Source organism: Variovorax sp. GW822-FHT04E09 (genome assembly GCF_058800845.1).
This window is the reverse complement of sequence record NZ_JBXAMR010000002.1, coordinates 553316-568828: the sequence shown is the minus strand read 5'-3', so window position 1 is coordinate 568828 and position 15513 is coordinate 553316. Positions and strand designations below refer to the sequence as shown.

Sequence of the window (15513 nt, the reverse complement as noted above, 5' to 3'; positions counted from 1 at the left end):
TGGCAAAAAGGCGGGCGCCGCGCCAGAATGCCGCACCACGACCACGAGGAGATCCGCATGGCACCCACAGGATGGCTTGGATTGACGTCACTCGGCACGGTTCACACGGCGATCAGCCTGATCGCCGTGTTCGCAGGCATCTGGGCCCTGCTGCGCTACAAGGAAATCACCCTGCGCACCGGCCTGGGCCAGGTCTTCGTCTGGACCACGGTGCTGACCTGCCTCACGGGCTTCGGCATCTTCCAGCACGGCGGCTTCGGCAAGCCGCATGCGCTGGGCATCATCACTTTGGTGGCGCTGGCCGTCGGCGCGCTGGCGGGGTATGGGCGGCTCGGGCCGAAGTCGCGCTACATCGAGGCGGTCGCCTATTCGGCGAGCTTTCTCTTCCACTGGATTCCGGCCTTCACCGAAACGCTGACGCGCTTTCCGCTGGGCGCGCCGCTGCTGCCGAACGCCGAGGCGCCCGAACTGAAGGCGATCACCGCGGTGCTCGGCGCGCTGTACGTGGTCGGCGTGACACTGCAGATCAAGCGGCTGCGCGGCGACAAGCCGGTCAGTCCTGCACCCGCCCGCGCAGGCTCTTGATCTGCGAGCGCTGGCTCTTGCCTTCGAGCCGGCGCTGCTTCGAACCGTAGGTGGGCTTGGTGGCGCGCCGCACGCGCGGCGGCGTGGCCACGCTGTCGATCACCGCCTGCAGCCGCGCGAGCGCGTCGGCGCGGTTCATCTCCTGCGTGCGGTGCTGCTGCGCCTTGAGCACGAACACACCTTCCTGCGTGATGCGGCTGTCGCGCAAGGCGAGCAGCCGTTCCTTCACATCGGCGGGCAGCGAGCTGGCGTGGATGTCGTAGCGCAGGTGCACCGCGCTCGACACCTTGTTGACGTTCTGCCCGCCCGCCCCCTGCGCGCGGATGGCGCTGAAGTCGACCTCGTCGGGGTCGATCAGGAGTGGGGGGCGGAGCATGCCCGCGAGTGTGCCCTCAAACGCGTTCGAAGACGGCGGCAATGCCTTGGCCGCCGCCGATGCACATCGTGACCAACGCGTAGCGGCCACCGGTGCGGTGCAGCTCGGCGATCGCCTTCGTCGTGATGATCGCGCCGGTCGCGCCCACCGGGTGGCCGAGCGAAATGCCCGAGCCGTTCGGGTTCACCTTGGCGGGGTCGAAGCCCAGCTCCTTGATGACGGCACAGGCCTGCGCGGCGAACGCTTCGTTCGACTCGATCACGTCGAAGTCGCTGACCTTCAGGCCCGTGCGCTCCAGCACCTTGCGCGTGGCCGGCACCGGGCCGATGCCCATGTACGCCGGCTCGACGCCCGCGTGCGCGTAGCCCACGAGGCGTGCCAGCGGCTTCAGGCCCAGCGCCTTCACGCGGCCGCCTTCGGCCAGCACCACGGCGGCGGCGCCGTCGTTGATGCCCGAGGCGTTGCCGGCGGTCACGAGGCCGTCCTTCTTGAACGCGGGCTTCATCTTCGACAGCGTGTCGACGGTGGTGTCGGCGCGCACGTGCTCGTCGGTGTCGAACAGCACGATGCCCTTGCGCGTCTTCACCTCGACCGGAACGATCTGCTCCTTGAAGCGGCCCGCGGCAATGGCGGCGGCGGCACGCTGCTGGCTGGTCACGGCCAGTTCGTCCATCTGCTCGCGCGTGATGCCGTAGCGCGCGGCCACGTTCTCGGCCGTGATGCCCATGTGGATCTTCTCCCACGGGTCGTGCAGGATGCCCAGCATGTAGTCGACCAGCACCGCGTCGCCCATGCGTGCGCCGTAGCGGGCCGAGGTGTCGAAGTACGGGCCGCGGCTCATCGATTCGGAGCCGCCGCCGATGGCGATGTCGCAGTCGCCCAGTGCAATGGCTTGCGCCGCCGACACGATGGCCTGCAGGCCCGAGCCGCACAGGCGGTTCACGTTGAAGGCCGGCGTCTCGATCGGGCAGCCCGCGTCGATCGCGGCCACGCGGCTCAGGTAGGCGTCCTTCACGTCGGTGGGGATCACGTTGCCCATGACCACATGGCCGATGGCGTCGGCGGCCACGCCGCTGCGCTCGATGGCGGCCTTGACGGCGGTGGTGGCCAGTTGCGTGTTGGGCACGTCCTTGAGCGCGCCGCCGAAGGTGCCGATGGCGGTGCGGGCGGTGCCGACCACGAAGATGTCGCGTGAAGTCATGGGATGGATCTCCTGGATTGAAAAAACGAAAACAGCGAATTCTTCAGCGGCCCGTGAAGGCCGCGGGCTTCTTGCCGAAAAAGGCATCGAGGCCGATGCGGAAATCGGCGGTGGTGGCGCACGACTGGAACGCGGCCGACTCGGCATCGAGCTGGGTCGCGAGGTCGCGGTCGAGCGAGCCGCGCATCAGCCGGCGCAGGTGGCCCAGCGCCACGGTCGGGCCCTTGGCCAGCCGCTGCGCGAGCGCCATGGCCTCGGCTTCGAGCTCGGCCGCGGGCACCACGCGGTTGATGAGGCCCATGCGCTCGGCGGCGGCGGTGTCGTAGGTGTCGCCGAGCATCGCGATCTCGAGCGCGCGGCGCATGCCGACCAGGCGCGGCAGCGCCCACGAGGCGCCGACGTCACAGCTGGTGCCGACGTTCACGTAGGCCAGGTTGAAGCGCGTGCGCTCGGCCGCGAGCACGAAGTCGGCCTGCAGCATCAGGCTCAGCCCCGCGCCGGCCGCCACGCCGTGCACCTGCGCGACCAGCGGCGCGTCCATGGCGTCGAGCACGGTGAGCGCCTCGTGCAGCGGGCCGATGAGGTCGGCCGCGCCCTGCTTCGGGTCGGCGCTGAGCACGCCGAGGTCGCCGCCGGCCATGAAGCCCTTGCCCGCGCCGCTCAGCAGCACGGCGCGCACGCTCCTGTCGGCAGCCAACGCGCGCGCGGCGGCGAGGAAGGCAGTGGCCATCGGCACGTCGATGGCGTTGAGCGCGGCCGGCCGGTTGAAGCGCAGCGTGGCCACCGCGCCTTCGCGGCCCACCAGCAGGGGCGAAGAAGAAGTCTCTGAAGTCATGGGTTCGCTTTCGTCGGGGCGCGCTGCAGCACGCCGTTGAGCAGCAGCTCGATGCCCTGGTCGGCGATCTGGTCGGGCGTGAGGTCGCCGTCGGGGCGGTACCAGCGGCCGATCCAGCTCAGCGCGCCGGCCAGCATGAAGGCCGCCATCTTCGGGTCGCAGGGGGCGAGCGCGCCTTCGGCCACGCCCTCCTCGATGAGGCGGCGGAAATGCCCGTCGATGCCGGCCTTGAGGCGGCGCAGTTCCTTCTTGAGCGGATCGGGCAGCGGGTCTTCGCCGATGCGGATCACGCACATGCCGAAGTCCTGCGTGACCACGCCCGAGTAGATGCGCATGCAGGCCTTGAGCTGGTCGATGGCACTGCCGCCCGCGGCGCGCACCTCGCCGATGCCGGTCTGCATGAGGTCCAGCGCCATCTTCACGCACTCGAGCAGGATCTGGTCCTTGTTCTCGATGTAGTAGTACAGCGTGGGCTTGCTCACGTTGAGCCGCTCGGCAATGTCGTCGAGCGAGGTCGCGTGGAAGCCGCGCTCGTTGAACAGCTGGGCGGCCGTGCGCAACACGGCCATGCGCTTGACCTCGCGCTGCTGCGCACGGCGGTCGGCGGGCGCCCACGGAGAGGCTGAAGCAGGAACGGCGGTGGAACGGGGCATGGGGTTTGTGCGGGCGGGGAAAGTCCCGATGCCGCGAACTGCGGCGAACACGGACATTACCGGCCAGTAGGAATTTTACGGGCCAGTAGCATTTCGCTGCTGGACACAAACCCTGACCTTGCGGCGCGCCCCTTAGCCATGCCTGACGAGACTCGACGGGATACCTCCATGTCCGCACCTTCCGCCACGGCCCCGGTGCTGCAGGCCGAGGCGTTGACGCTGGCATTCGGCGGCGTGAAGGCGCTCACCAACGTCGGCTTCAGCGTCGCGCCCGGCTCCATCACCGCGGTGATCGGGCCCAACGGCGCGGGCAAGACCTCGCTGTTCAACACCATCTCGGGCTTCTACAAGCCTTCGCAGGGCCGCGTGCTGTTCGAGGGCGCCGACATCACCCGCCTGCCCGCCCCCAAGCGCGCCGCGCTGGGCCTGGCGCGCAGCTTCCAGAACATCGCGCTGTTCCGCGGCATGACCGTGCTCGACAACATCAAGCTCGGCCGCCACACCCACCTGAAGACCAACGTGTTCGACGCCCTCTTCTACCTGGGCCGCGCGCGCCGCGAAGAGGCCGAGCTGCGCCGCGACGTGGAAGAACGCATCATCGATTTCCTCGAGATCGACCACATCCGCCACGCCTCGGTGGCCGCCCTGCCCTACGGCCTGCAGAAGCGCGTCGAAATGGCGCGCGCGCTCGCAATGCAGCCCAAGGTGCTGATGCTCGACGAGCCCGTGGCCGGCATGAACCGCGAAGAGACCGAAGACATGGCGCGCTTCATCCTCGACGTGCGGCGCGAATGGGGCATCACGGTGCTGATGGTGGAGCACGACATGGGCATGGTGATGGACCTCTCGGACCACGTGGTGGTGCTCAACTTCGGCCAGGTCATCGCGCAAGGCACGCCCGCGCAGGTGCAGGCCGACCCGGAAGTGATCCGCGCCTACCTCGGCGCAGGCGACGTGGGCGAGCTGCGTCGCCGGCTGCGCGGCGAAGCTGCCGTGGGAGCCGCCTGATGGATTGGGCCTACCTCTTCGAGATCGCGCTCACCGGCATCGCCGGCGGCGGCCTGTACGCGCTGGCGGCGCTGGCCTTCGTGCTGGTCTACAAGGCGACGCGCGTGGTCAACATCGCCATCGGCGAGATGCTGATGGTCGGCGCCTACCTGTTCTTCACCTTCGCCGCGAGCTTCTCGCTGCCGATCTGGATGGCGGTGCTGGGCTCGGTGATCGGCACCGGCCTGCTGGGCGCGGTGATCGAGCGCACCATGATCCGCCCGCTGCTGGGCGAGCCGCCGATCTCGGTGTTCATGGTGACGGTGGGGCTGGCGTCGATCCTCGTCGGGCTGGTCGAGATCATCTGGACCGCCGACCAGCGCCGCCTGCCCGAGTTTTTGCCCAACACGCCCGTGATGATCGGCGAGGCCTTCCTGGCACCGAAGATCGCCTACGGCGCGCTGATCGCCGTGGTGCTGATCGGGCTGGTGCTGCTGCTGTTCCGCTTCTGGCGCGGCGGCGTGGCGCTGCGGGCCACGGCCTCCGACCAGGCGGCGGCGTACTCGATGGGCATCCACGTGCCGCGCGTGTTCTCGCTGGCCTGGGTGGCCTCGTCCATGATCGCGGCGGTGGCCGGCATCATCGTCGGCGCCATCGGCGGCATCTCGTCGTCGATGGGCGTGTTCGGGCTGTCGGTGCTGGTGGTGGTGATCGTCGGCGGGCTCGACAGCGTGCTCGGCGCGCTGGTGGGCGGCGTGCTCATCGGCCTGATCGAGGCGCTCGCCGGCTCCTACTTGGGCGGCGAATACAAGCTGCTCGCCACCTTCATCGTGCTGGTGTTCGTGCTGATGGTGCGGCCCTACGGGCTCTTCGGCACGCACGAGATCGAGAGGCTCTAGCCATGCGCATCGGCACCCTCAAGCAAAGCTACATCGCCGACGCGGCGCTGTTCGATTCGCGCACGCAGAAGGTGTGGCTCGCGATCGGCGCGGCGCTGCTCGTGCTGTTCCCCTTCATGGCCAGCGACTACTGGCTGTACCTCGCGTGCCTCGTCGCCATCAACGTGGCGAGCGCCACGGGGCTGAACATCCTCACGGGCTACACAGGCCTCGTGAGCCTCGGGCAGGCCGCGTTCATGGGGCTGGGCGCCTACACCGTCGCGATCATGCAGACGCGGCTGGGCACGCCCTTCCTGCTCAACATCCTCGCGGGCGGCGTGGTCGCGATGCTCGGCGGGCTGGTCGTCGGCATCCCGTCGCTGCGCGTGAAGGGCCTGTACCTGGCCATCGCGACCATCGCCGCGTCGTTCATCACGCACTTCCTGTTCGCCAACCTCAAGCTCACGGGCGGCACCACGGGCATCTCGCTGCCGCCCGCGCAGCTCTTCGGCCTGCCGCTGGACACGTCGTTTCGCCTGTACTGGGTGATCGTGCCCGTGATGGTGCTCATGGTGCTCGGCGCGGCCAACCTGTTTCGCACGCGCGTGGGGCGCGCCTTCATCGCCATCCGCGACCGCGACATCTCGGCCGAGGTGCTGGGCATTCCACTGCTGCGCTACAAGCTGCTGTCGTTCGGGCTGTCGTCATTCTACGCAGGTGTGGCCGGTGGCCTGTGGGCCTACTTCTTCCGCGTGGTCACGCCCGAGAGCTTTCCGCTCCTGATGTCGATCTTCTTCCTGGCCGCCATCATCGTCGGCGGCATGGGCACCATCCTGGGCGGCATCTTCGGCGCCGTGTTCATGACCATGGTGCCCGAGCTGCTCAAGCTGGTGGTCGACCTGCTGCCGGGCGGCGTCGAGATGACCGTGTTCCTCTCGCCGGTGCGCACCGTCGTCTTCGGCCTGCTGATCGTCGGATTTCTGGTGTTCGAGCCGCACGGGCTCGCAGAAGTGTGGCGGCGCATACGCCGCTTTTTCCATCTATGGCCGTTTCGTAACTAGAACCAGGAGACACACATGCCCAAGACAACGAAGAAGCTTTCCCCCCAGCGCCGCGCCCTGCTGATCGCCGCGGGCCTGGCCGCAGCCGTGCCGTTCGCGGCGAATGCGCAAGGCAACGAGGACATCGTCATCGGCGGCTCGATCCCCATGACCGGCGTGTTCGCCTTCGCGGGCGTGGGCATCAACGCCGGCATTGCCGACTACGTGAAGATCGTCAACGACGCGGGCGGCATCAAGGGCCGCAAGCTGCGCTACGTGCCGGAAGACACGGGCTACAAGGTCGACGTGTCGGTGGCGGCCTTCAAGAAGATCACGAGCCAGAACAAGGTCAACCTCTACTACGGCGACTCCACCGGTTTCTCCAAGACCATCAACCCCGAGCTGGACCGCGGCGGCCAGATTTTGATGGCGGGCGCCTCGTTCGCCACCGAGCTCAACGACCCGGCCAAGTACCCGAACCAGTTCCTGGTGGGCCCCGACTACACCGAGCAGATCGGCATCCTGCTGCGCCACATCGCCAAGGAAAAGCCGGGCGCCAAGGTGGCCTTCGTGTACTCCGACTCCGAGTTCGGCCGCGACCCCATCGAGGCCAGCGAAGCCGCTGCCAAGAAGCTGGGCCTGAGCGTGCCGGTGAAGCTCATGACGCCCGCGGGCAGCGTCGACGTGTCGACCGAGGTCATCAAGCTGCGCCGTGCCGCGCCCGACTACACGATCTTCCACGGCTACATCCTGGCGCCCATTCCCGAGTTCGTGCAGCAGGGCAAGCAGATGGGCATGACCAGCAAGTGGATGGGCACCTTCTGGACCATGGACAGCTCCACCGTCATGAAGATGGGCGAAGGCGGCGACGGCTTCATGGGCGTCATGCCCTACCGCTACTACTACGACACCTCGGCCAAGGCGCCAATGCTCGACAAGATCCGCGCGCTGCGCCCCGAGTACCAGAGCACGGCCTACACGCAGGGCTTCCTCACGGCGATGCTGTTCACCGAGGCCGCCAAGCGCACGCTCGACGCCGGCAAGCCGCTGGACGGCAAGAACCTGAAGGCCGCGCTCAACACCATCAAGGACTTCGACACCGGCGGGATCATCGGCACGCCGATCACCATCAAGGGCAACTCCATCCCCGTGGGCCGCGTCTACAAGGCCGACATGAAGGCGCAGAAGATGGTGCCGGCGTCGGACTGGATCGCACTGAACTGATCGACACGATGGACGCGCGCGCGGCACCGCCCGACCTCGTTCTGGAGGTCAACAACATCGAGGTGGTCTACAACAAGGTCGTGCAGGTGCTGCGCGGCCTGTCGCTGGCCGTGCCGCGCGGGCAGATCGTGGCGCTGCTGGGCAGCAACGGCGCGGGCAAGTCGACCACGCTGAAGGCGGTGTCGGGCCTGCTCGCGCTGGAAGACGGCGAGGTCGAGGCCGGGCGCATCGTGTTCGACGGCGCCCCCACCGAGCGGCTCGCGCCGCAGCAACTCGTGCGGCGCGGCCTGAGCCATGTGATGGAAGGCCGGCGCGTGTTCGAAGACCTTACGGTCGAAGAGAATCTCGTCGCTGCGACCTACGCGCTGACCGGGCGCACGGGCGTTGCGCCCGCGTCGCGCAACTTCGACGACGTCTACGCCTACTTCCCTCGCCTGCACGAGCGCCGCAAGGGCCTCGCGGGCTACCTCTCGGGCGGCGAGCAGCAGATGCTCGCCATCGGCCGCGCGTTGGTGGCGCAACCTCAACTGATCCTGCTCGACGAGCCTTCGCTGGGCCTGTCGCCCAAGCTGGTCGAGGACATCTTCACGATCATCGCGCGCATCAACGCCGAGCGCGGCACCTCGATGCTGCTGGTGGAACAGAACGCCAGCGTGGCACTGGCCATTGCGCACACGGGCTACATCATGGAAAGCGGCAAGGTCGTGATCGACGGCAGCGCCGAGCGCCTCGCGGCCGACCCCGACGTGCGCGAGTTCTACCTGGGCGTGGGCGGCAGCGGCGAATCGCGCAGCTTCCGCGAGCTGAAGCACTACAAGCGCCGCAAGCGCTGGCTGTCATGACGACGAACCCGCTCCCTTCGCTCACGCTGCCGCAGATGCTGCGCGAGCAGGCACGCCTGCAGCCGCAGCGCATCGCGATCCGGCAGAAGGACTTCGGCATCTGGCATCCGCTGGACTGGGCCGGCTACCTGCAGCGCGCCAGCCGCTTCGGCCTGGGCCTGCACGCGATGGGCCTCGCGCCCGGCGGGCACCTGGGCGTGATCTCCGAGAACCGCGTCGAGTGGCTGCTCGCGCAGATGGGCGCGGGGCTCATCGGCGCCGTGACCGTGGGCGTGTACCCCACGAGCCCGAGCAACGAGGTGGCCTACGTGGTCGGCCATGCGGACATCGAGGTGATCGTCTGCGAAGACCAGGAGCAGACCGACAAGGTGCTCGACGCCCTCGACCAATTGCCGCGCCTGCGCAAGATCGTCGTGATCGAGACCAAGGGCCTCGCAAGCTACCCACCCGACGTGCGCGAGCGCATCGCGACCTTTGCAGAGGTCGAGCAGGCCGGCGTCGAAGTATTGGCACGCGACGGCACCTCGCTGATCGACGCCGCGCTGCAGCGCCAGACGCTGGCCGACATCGGTTTGATGATCTACACCTCAGGCTCCACGGGCAAGCCCAAGGGCGCGATGATTTCGTACCGCAACATCCGCGGCGTCGTGCCGGGCATCGTCGATCGGCTCGGGCTCGACGGCAGCACCACGCACCTGTCGTACCTGCCGCTGTGCCACGTGGCCGAGCAGATGCTCACGGCCTTCGTGCCGCTGTACCTGGGCTCGCAGGTCAACTTCGGCGAATCGATCCGCACCGTGCAGGAAGACCTGCGCGAAGTGGCGCCCACCATGTTCCTCGGCGTGCCGCGCATCTGGGAAAAGCTGCACGCGGGCATCAGCATCAAGATGCAGGAAACCGGGCGGCTGCAGCGCGCGCTGTTCCACAAGGCCATCGAGGCCTGCGCGCCGCTGGCCGAGAAGCCGCGCAGCGCCTGGACGCTGGCCGAGCGCGGCCGCTTCGCCCTCGCCTACTGGACCGTGCTGCGCGCCCTGCAGAACTTCATCGGCCTGCGCCGCGCGCGCATCGCGCTCACGGGCGCGGCGCCGATCCCGGCGGACGTGGTGCGCTTCTTTCGCACGCTGGGCGTGCCGCTGGTCGAGGTGTACGGGCTCACCGAATCGACCGGCATGGTCTCGGGCCACCGCGCCGACGCCGTGACCATCGGCACCGTCGGCCCGCCCACGCTGGGCACCGAGCACCGCGTGGGCGAAGCCGGCGAGCTGCTGGTGCGCGGCGACATGGTCTTCGAGGGCTACTACAAGAACCCCGAGGCCACAGCCTCATCGATCCGCGATGGATGGCTGCACACGGGCGACGTGGTGCGCGAGGAAGCCGGCGGACAGCTGCGCATCGTCGACCGGCTGAAGGACATCATGATCACCGCCGGCGGCAAGAACCTCACGCCCTCGGAGATCGAGAACACCATGAAGGGCAGCCCCTTCATCAAGGAATGCATCGTGGTGGCGGACGGCCGCAAGTTCGTGGGCGCGCTGCTGCAGATCGACTACGAGACCGTCGGCAAATGGGCCGAGGCGCAGCGCCTGCCCTTCACGCATTTCCGCTCGCTGGTGGAAGAACCCAAGGTGCGCGCGCTGATCGAGGCCGAAGTGGCGCGCGGCAATGGGAAGCTGGCGCAGGTGTCGCAGATCAGACGTTTTCATCTGCTCACCAAAGAGTTGGACCATGACGACGGTGAAGTCACCGCGACCATGAAGGTGCGGCGCTCCAGCATCTACAAGGCCTACGCCAACGAGATCGAGGCGCTGTACAGCGCCTGATCGGGAAGAAAGAGGCTCAGTCGCCGCGCACGGGGCGGGCCCGCACGTCGGTCACATCGTCGGCCGGGCCCAGCACGACCGGGCTGCGCACCGACTCGCCGCGCGCACGGGCACTGACCACGTCGGCGGCCGTGGGCTCGGCCGGCTGTTGTGCCGCATGGCGAAATCGGTCGAAACCCGAGCGCGGGTTGAAACGCATGACCCAGGGCGTCACGGGCTTGCCCGTGAGGCGCCCCCAGGCGTAGCGCACACCCCACACCGCCGCCAGCAGCAGGGCCGCCACGGCCAGGCTGGCCGCGAAGACCAGCCCCAGGAGCAGAAGAATGACGCGAAGAATGAAGTTCATCATCCGACTTTAGGCCGATGCAGCCGCCGTTGGTTCCCCGCCCTTGCGGAACGAGAACTGGCCCGGCGACTGGATCGGGTCGGTTTCGACCTCGATCGTGTCCTTCGGCCCGAAGCTGCCGTCCAGCAACAGCTTCGAGAGCGGGTTCTCGATGCGCTGCTGGATCGCACGCTTGAGCGGACGCGCACCGAACACCGGGTCGAAGCCGACCTTGGCAATTTCGGCCAGCGCCGCAGGCGACACCTGCAGGCCCAGGTCCATCTTCGCCAGGCGCGCCTGCAGCACCTTGAGCTGGATCGCGGCGATCGATTCGATGTTCTTCGCGTCGAGCGCGTGGAACACGACGGTCTCGTCGATGCGGTTCAGAAACTCGGGGCGGAAGTAGTTCTTCAGCTCGTCCCACACCGCTTCCTTGATCTCCTCGCTCGGCTGGCCCACCATCGCCTGGATGATCGGCGAGCCGATGTTGCTGGTCATCACGATCACGGTGTTCTTGAAGTCCACGGTGCGGCCCTGGCCGTCCGTGAGGCGACCGTCGTCGAGCACCTGCAGCAGCACGTTGAACACGTCGGGGTGGGCCTTCTCGACCTCGTCGAGCAGCACCACGCTGTAGGGCTTGCGGCGCACGGCTTCCGTGAGGTAGCCGCCCTCTTCATAGCCCACGTAGCCCGGCGGCGCGCCGATGAGGCGGGCGACCGAATGCTTCTCCATGAACTCGCTCATGTCGATGCGGATCAGGTGGTCTTCGCTGTCGAACAGGAAGCCCGCGAGCGCCTTGCACAGTTCGGTCTTGCCCACGCCCGTGGGGCCGAGGAACAGGAACGAACCCGTGGGGCGGTTCGGATCGCTCAGGCCCGAGCGCGAGCGGCGGATCGCGTTGGCGACCGCACCGATGGCCTCGTCCTGGCCGACCACGCGCTCGTGCAGCTTGTCTTCCATCACGAGCAGCTTGTCGCGTTCGCCCTGCATCAGCTTGGCGACCGGGATGCCGGTGGCGCGTGCCACGACCTCGGCGATTTCTTCCGAACCGACCTGCGTGCGCAGCAGCGTGGGCGCACTGGACTTGCCCTTGCTCGCCTCGCTCTCTTCGGCTTCCTTCAGGCGCTTCTCGAGCGCCGGCAGTTGGCCGTATTGCAGCTCGGCGACCTTGTTGAAGTCGCCCTTGCGCTTCCATTCCTCGATCTGGAACTTGATCTTGTCGATGTCTTCGCGCACGTGCGCGCTGCCCTGGGCCTGGGCCTTCTCGGCCTGCCAGATCTCGTCGTAGTCGGCGATTTCCTTTTGCAGCTTGGTGATCTCGTCCTCGATGAGGCCGAAGCGCTTCTGCGAGGCTTCGTCCTTTTCGCGGCGCACGGCTTCGCGCTCGATCTGCAGCTGGATCAGGCGGCGGTCGAGGCGGTCCATGACCTCGGGCTTGGAGTCCATCTCGATCTTGATCTTGGCCGCGGCCTCGTCGATCAGGTCGATGGCCTTGTCGGGCAGGAAGCGGTCGGTGATGTAGCGATCAGACAGCTCGGCCGCGGCCACGATGGCCGGGTCGGTGATCTGCACGCCGTGGTGCACTTCGTACTTCTCCTGCAGGCCGCGCAGGATGGCGATGGTGGCCTCGACGCTGGGCTCGCCCACGATGATCTTCTGGAAGCGGCGCTCCAGCGCGGCGTCCTTCTCGATGTACTTGCGGTACTCGTCCAGGGTGGTGGCACCCACGCAGTGCAGCTCGCCGCGCGCGAGCGCGGGCTTGAGCATGTTGCCCGCGTCCATCGCGCCTTCGGCCTTGCCGGCACCGACCATGGTGTGCAGCTCGTCGATGAAGACGATGGTCTGGCCTTCGTCCTTCGCGAGTTCGTTGAGCACGGTCTTCAGGCGCTCTTCGAACTCGCCGCGGAACTTGGCACCGGCCAGCAGCGCGGCCATGTCGAGCGACAGCACGCGTTTGCCCTTGAGCGACTCGGGCACCTCGCCCGCGACGATGCGCTGGGCCAGACCTTCGACGATGGCGGTCTTGCCCACGCCGGGTTCGCCGATGAGCACGGGGTTGTTCTTGGTGCGGCGTTGCAGCACCTGGATGGCGCGGCGGATTTCCTCGTCGCGGCCGATGACCGGGTCGAGCTTGCCCAGGCGGGCGCGCTCGGTGAGGTCCAGGCAGTATTTCTTGAGGGCTTCGCGCTGGCCTTCGGCGTCGGCGCTGTTCACGCCCTGCCCGCCGCGCACGGCCTCGATGGCGGCCTCGAGCGACTTGCGGCTCAGGCCGTTGTCCTTGGCGATCTTGCCGATGTCGGCCTTGCTGTCGGCCACGGCGAGCAGAAAGAGTTCGCCCGCAATGAACTGGTCATTGCGCTTGATGGCTTCCTTCTCGGTCGCCTGCAGCAGCTTGCCCAGCTCGGGGCCGACCTGCACGATGTCGTGGCCCTGCACCTGGGGCAGTTTCTTGATGGCGCCTTCGGCGGCCTGCAGCAGCCCGGGCACGTTGACGCCGGCACGCTCCAGCAGGGCGCGCGGGCCGTCGTCCTGGCGCAGCATCGCGACCAGCAGGTGGGCCGGTTCGATGTAGGCGTTGTCGCTGCCAAGGGCGAGCGACTGGGCGTCGCTCAGTGCTTCCTGAAATTTGGTGGTGAGTTTGTCTTGTCGCATGGTGGTATTCCTGCATCCAAAATAGGGCTGTTCGGGCACGATTCAAGGTTGCGAATCGGATTTGCACCCTGGGCACGGGTATTGCACCGGGCCCCGCACCGTCCTGCCGTAGGCATTTCTCTCTTTCTTCGAATGGAGTCGATCATGGTTTTTTCAATGCAGCGCGTCCAACCGATGCGCCGCGCGTTCAGCGTGGGTCTCCTGGCAGCGGCCATGGGCATGGCCGGCCTGGCGCAGGCCCAGAGCGGCACGCCGGTGCGCCTTCTGGTGGGCTTTCCCGCCGGCGCGGGCACCGACGCCATTGCGCGCACCCTGGGCGAAAAGCTCAAGGACGTGCTGGGCGTGCCCGTGGTGGTCGAGAACCGTGCGGGCGCGGGCGGCCAGATCGCGGCGCAGGCGCTGAAGGCCGCGCCGGCCGACGGCCACACGCTGTTCCTGTCGCATGACCACTCCATCTCGATCCTGCCGCAGGTGGTGAAGAACCCGGGCTTCAACCCCGCGACCGACTTCGTGCCCGTGGCCGGCTTTGCCACCTTCGCCAACGTGCTGGCGGTGTCGGGCGGCACGCCGGCCAAGAGCATCGACGAGTACGTGAAGTGGATCCGCACGCAAAAGGGCGGCAAGGAAACCATCGGCGTGCCGGCACCCGCGTCGATCCCCGAATTCCTGGTGAAGATGATCTCGGACAAGTACAAGATCGACGTGCAGCCCGCACCGTACCGCGGCAGCGCGCCCATGACGGCCGACATGCTGGGCAACCAGATCACGGCGGGCATCGCCTCGGTGCCCGACTTCATCGAGAACCACCGCGCGGGCAAGGTGCGCATCGTGGCCTCCATCGGCGCCAAGCGCCAGGCGCTGCTGCCGAACGTGCCGACCTTCACCGAGCTGGGCTTTGCGAACCTGGAAGACCTGCCCTACTACGGCATCTTCGCGCCGGTGGGCACGCCGCAGGCCGTCATCGACAGGTACGGCGACGCGCTGCAGAAGGTGCTGGCCATGCCCGACGTGAAGCAGAAGCTCACCACGATGGGCCTGACGGTCGGCTACGAGCCCCAGGGCCAGTTCGCGGGCCGCGTGCGCACCTACACGCAGACCTGGGAAAAAATCATCCAGGCGAGCGGCTTCAAGCCCTGAGCTGCGCGACCTGGTACGGCCCAGCACGGCCGTCACCTGGGTGATCTTCCGGCCCGGCGGGGCCCGTCTACGATGGGCCCTCGCCTTCCAACAACAAAGCCGGAGACACATCCCCCATGCGATTCACGACCCTCGCCGCCTCGCTGGCGGCCGCGCTGCTGCTCGGCGCCTGCGGCAGTACAGCCCCCATTGCCCCCGCCGAAGTCGGCGAATTGCGCCCGGGCTCGGGCTACCTGAAGGGCTACCTGCCCGCTGCCGAGTTGCCCGACAGCCTCGCCCTGCTGCCGGCGCCCCCGGCCGAGGGCTCGGCCGCGCTGGCGGCCGACGGCGCCACCTTCCGTGCGCTCACGGCCCTGCAGGGCACGCCGCGCGGCGCACTGGCGGTGCAGGACGCCAACCTCAAGTTCCCGAAGGCCGCCGAGGTGTTCTCGTGCGCGCTGGGCATGCCCATCTCCGAGCAGGCCACGCCGAACCTGAACATGCTGCTGCGCCGCACGCTGGCCGACGCCGGCACGGCCACCTACAAGGCCAAGAACACCTACAACCGCACGCGCCCCTTCGTGGCCTTCAAGACCGGCAGCTGCACGCCCGCCGAAGAAGCCTTTCTGGCCAAGGACGGCTCCTACCCCTCGGGCCACTCGGCCGTGGGCTGGGCCTGGGCCTTGGTGCTGACGGAACTCGCGCCCGAGCGCGCCGATGCACTGCTGCAGCGCGGCCGGGCCTTCTCGCAGAGCCGCGCGATCTGCGGCGTGCACTGGCAGAGCGACATCGAGAACGGCCGGCTGGTCGGCGCGGCGACGGTGGCCAGGCTGCACACGAACCCGGTGTTCCAGGCGCAGATGGCGGGTGCCCGGTCGGAGATCGCGAAGGCACGCGCGGCGGGTGCCGTGCCCGCTCAGGATTGCGGTGCGGAAGCCAAGGCACTGGCGGCCTCGGCGCTGATCGCACCGTAAGTCTC

The 15513-nt window shown here is 68.0% G+C and carries 15 protein-coding genes; 9 read left to right on the top strand and 6 right to left on the bottom strand.

Translation table 11 applies throughout. From position 1 onward, the window contains the following. Nucleotides 1-57: 57 nt before the first annotated feature. Nucleotides 58-585, top strand: coding sequence for a DUF2306 domain-containing protein (locus AC1RL8_RS10045; RefSeq protein WP_070059738.1), 528 nt, complete (start codon nucleotides 58-60; stop codon nucleotides 583-585). Here the strand turns inward: AC1RL8_RS10045 and arfB are convergent. The 4 genes from arfB to AC1RL8_RS10025 are packed head-to-tail and all read right to left on the bottom strand — an operon-like array spanning nucleotide 554 to nucleotide 3650. Then, entirely contained in the window at nucleotides 554-961 is a 408-nt protein-coding gene (gene arfB / locus AC1RL8_RS10040) for an alternative ribosome rescue aminoacyl-tRNA hydrolase ArfB (protein WP_095744721.1), read from the bottom strand. The two genes, AC1RL8_RS10045 and arfB, sit on opposite strands and share 32 nt — an antisense overlap. Before the next feature lie 16 nt (nucleotides 962-977). Next, nucleotides 978-2162, bottom strand: coding sequence for an acetyl-CoA C-acyltransferase family protein (locus AC1RL8_RS10035; RefSeq protein WP_492685193.1), 1185 nt, complete (start codon nucleotides 2160-2162; stop codon nucleotides 978-980). 43 nt (nucleotides 2163-2205) lie between these two features. Further along, complete coding sequence (locus AC1RL8_RS10030; RefSeq protein WP_492685192.1) at nucleotides 2206-2997, bottom strand: enoyl-CoA hydratase/isomerase family protein; 792 nt, start codon at nucleotides 2995-2997, stop codon at nucleotides 2206-2208. Next, complete coding sequence (locus AC1RL8_RS10025) at nucleotides 2994-3650, bottom strand: TetR/AcrR family transcriptional regulator (protein ID WP_235926668.1); 657 nt, start codon at nucleotides 3648-3650, stop codon at nucleotides 2994-2996. Before AC1RL8_RS10025 ends, AC1RL8_RS10030 begins: the two co-directional genes overlap by 4 nt. A 168-nt stretch (nucleotides 3651-3818) precedes the next feature. Here AC1RL8_RS10025 and AC1RL8_RS10020 point away from each other — a divergent pair, with 168 nt between their 5' ends. The 6 genes from AC1RL8_RS10020 to AC1RL8_RS09995 are packed head-to-tail and all read left to right on the top strand — an operon-like array spanning nucleotide 3819 to nucleotide 10441. Beyond that, the gene (locus AC1RL8_RS10020) at nucleotides 3819-4658 is read left to right on the top strand and encodes an ABC transporter ATP-binding protein (protein WP_139140279.1); all 840 of its coding nucleotides are present in this window, start codon (nucleotides 3819-3821) and stop codon (nucleotides 4656-4658) included. Then, on the top strand, nucleotides 4658-5536 hold the full coding sequence (locus AC1RL8_RS10015; RefSeq protein WP_307586126.1) for a branched-chain amino acid ABC transporter permease: 879 nt from the start codon (nucleotides 4658-4660) through the stop codon (nucleotides 5534-5536). Before AC1RL8_RS10020 ends, AC1RL8_RS10015 begins: the two co-directional genes overlap by 1 nt. A 2-nt stretch (nucleotides 5537-5538) precedes the next feature. After that, entirely contained in the window at nucleotides 5539-6576 is a 1038-nt protein-coding gene (locus tag AC1RL8_RS10010) for a branched-chain amino acid ABC transporter permease (protein WP_307694195.1), read from the top strand. Between the two features lie 15 nt (nucleotides 6577-6591). Further along, nucleotides 6592-7779, top strand: coding sequence for an ABC transporter substrate-binding protein (locus AC1RL8_RS10005; protein ID WP_487849224.1), 1188 nt, complete (start codon nucleotides 6592-6594; stop codon nucleotides 7777-7779). Nucleotides 7780-7787: 8 nt separating this feature from the next. Next, the gene (locus tag AC1RL8_RS10000) at nucleotides 7788-8621 is read left to right on the top strand and encodes an ABC transporter ATP-binding protein (RefSeq protein ID WP_095744716.1); all 834 of its coding nucleotides are present in this window, start codon (nucleotides 7788-7790) and stop codon (nucleotides 8619-8621) included. Then, entirely contained in the window at nucleotides 8618-10441 is a 1824-nt protein-coding gene (locus tag AC1RL8_RS09995; protein WP_492685191.1) for an AMP-dependent synthetase/ligase, read from the top strand. Before AC1RL8_RS10000 ends, AC1RL8_RS09995 begins: the two co-directional genes overlap by 4 nt. Nucleotides 10442-10457: 16 nt before the next feature. Here AC1RL8_RS09995 and AC1RL8_RS09990 read toward each other — a convergent pair whose 3' ends face one another. Together AC1RL8_RS09990 and clpB are read right to left on the bottom strand one after the other, a co-directional pair. Then, entirely contained in the window at nucleotides 10458-10787 is a 330-nt protein-coding gene (locus tag AC1RL8_RS09990) for a hypothetical protein (protein WP_223301262.1), read from the bottom strand. A 9-nt stretch (nucleotides 10788-10796) separates the two neighbouring features. Next, nucleotides 10797-13418, bottom strand: coding sequence for an ATP-dependent chaperone ClpB (clpB, locus tag AC1RL8_RS09985; RefSeq protein ID WP_159272522.1), 2622 nt, complete (start codon nucleotides 13416-13418; stop codon nucleotides 10797-10799). 156 nt (nucleotides 13419-13574) lie between these two features. On the opposite strand from clpB, the gene AC1RL8_RS09980 reads away from it, so the two are divergent. Then, entirely contained in the window at nucleotides 13575-14555 is a 981-nt protein-coding gene (locus AC1RL8_RS09980) for a Bug family tripartite tricarboxylate transporter substrate binding protein (RefSeq protein ID WP_307694197.1), read from the top strand. A 116-nt stretch (nucleotides 14556-14671) separates the two neighbouring features. After that, nucleotides 14672-15508 carry an acid phosphatase gene (locus AC1RL8_RS09975; protein ID WP_492685190.1) on the top strand — a complete coding sequence of 279 codons (837 nt, stop codon included), beginning with the start codon at nucleotides 14672-14674 and terminating at the stop codon, nucleotides 15506-15508. Nucleotides 15509-15513: the final 5 nt, after the last annotated feature.

Excerpts from the sequence above, each read along its gene's own strand:
- AC1RL8_RS10045 (WP_070059738.1), top strand. The coding sequence starts at position 58 with ATGGCACCCACAGGATGGCTTGGATTGACGTCACTCGGCACGGTTCAC.
- arfB (WP_095744721.1), bottom strand. The coding sequence starts at position 961 with ATGCTCCGCCCCCCACTCCTGATCGACCCCGACGAGGTCGACTTCAGC.
- AC1RL8_RS10035 (WP_492685193.1), bottom strand. The coding sequence starts at position 2,162 with ATGACTTCACGCGACATCTTCGTGGTCGGCACCGCCCGCACCGCCATC.
- AC1RL8_RS10030 (WP_492685192.1), bottom strand. The coding sequence starts at position 2,997 with ATGACTTCAGAGACTTCTTCTTCGCCCCTGCTGGTGGGCCGCGAAGGC.
- AC1RL8_RS10025 (WP_235926668.1), bottom strand. The coding sequence starts at position 3,650 with ATGCCCCGTTCCACCGCCGTTCCTGCTTCAGCCTCTCCGTGGGCGCCC.
- AC1RL8_RS10020 (WP_139140279.1), top strand. The coding sequence starts at position 3,819 with ATGTCCGCACCTTCCGCCACGGCCCCGGTGCTGCAGGCCGAGGCGTTG.
- AC1RL8_RS10015 (WP_307586126.1), top strand. The coding sequence starts at position 4,658 with ATGGATTGGGCCTACCTCTTCGAGATCGCGCTCACCGGCATCGCCGGC.
- AC1RL8_RS10010 (WP_307694195.1), top strand. The coding sequence starts at position 5,539 with ATGCGCATCGGCACCCTCAAGCAAAGCTACATCGCCGACGCGGCGCTG.
- AC1RL8_RS10005 (WP_487849224.1), top strand. The coding sequence starts at position 6,592 with ATGCCCAAGACAACGAAGAAGCTTTCCCCCCAGCGCCGCGCCCTGCTG.
- AC1RL8_RS10000 (WP_095744716.1), top strand. The coding sequence starts at position 7,788 with ATGGACGCGCGCGCGGCACCGCCCGACCTCGTTCTGGAGGTCAACAAC.
- AC1RL8_RS09995 (WP_492685191.1), top strand. The coding sequence starts at position 8,618 with ATGACGACGAACCCGCTCCCTTCGCTCACGCTGCCGCAGATGCTGCGC.
- AC1RL8_RS09990 (WP_223301262.1), bottom strand. The coding sequence starts at position 10,787 with ATGAACTTCATTCTTCGCGTCATTCTTCTGCTCCTGGGGCTGGTCTTC.
- clpB (WP_159272522.1), bottom strand. The coding sequence starts at position 13,418 with ATGCGACAAGACAAACTCACCACCAAATTTCAGGAAGCACTGAGCGAC.
- AC1RL8_RS09980 (WP_307694197.1), top strand. The coding sequence starts at position 13,575 with ATGCAGCGCGTCCAACCGATGCGCCGCGCGTTCAGCGTGGGTCTCCTG.
- AC1RL8_RS09975 (WP_492685190.1), top strand. The coding sequence starts at position 14,672 with ATGCGATTCACGACCCTCGCCGCCTCGCTGGCGGCCGCGCTGCTGCTC.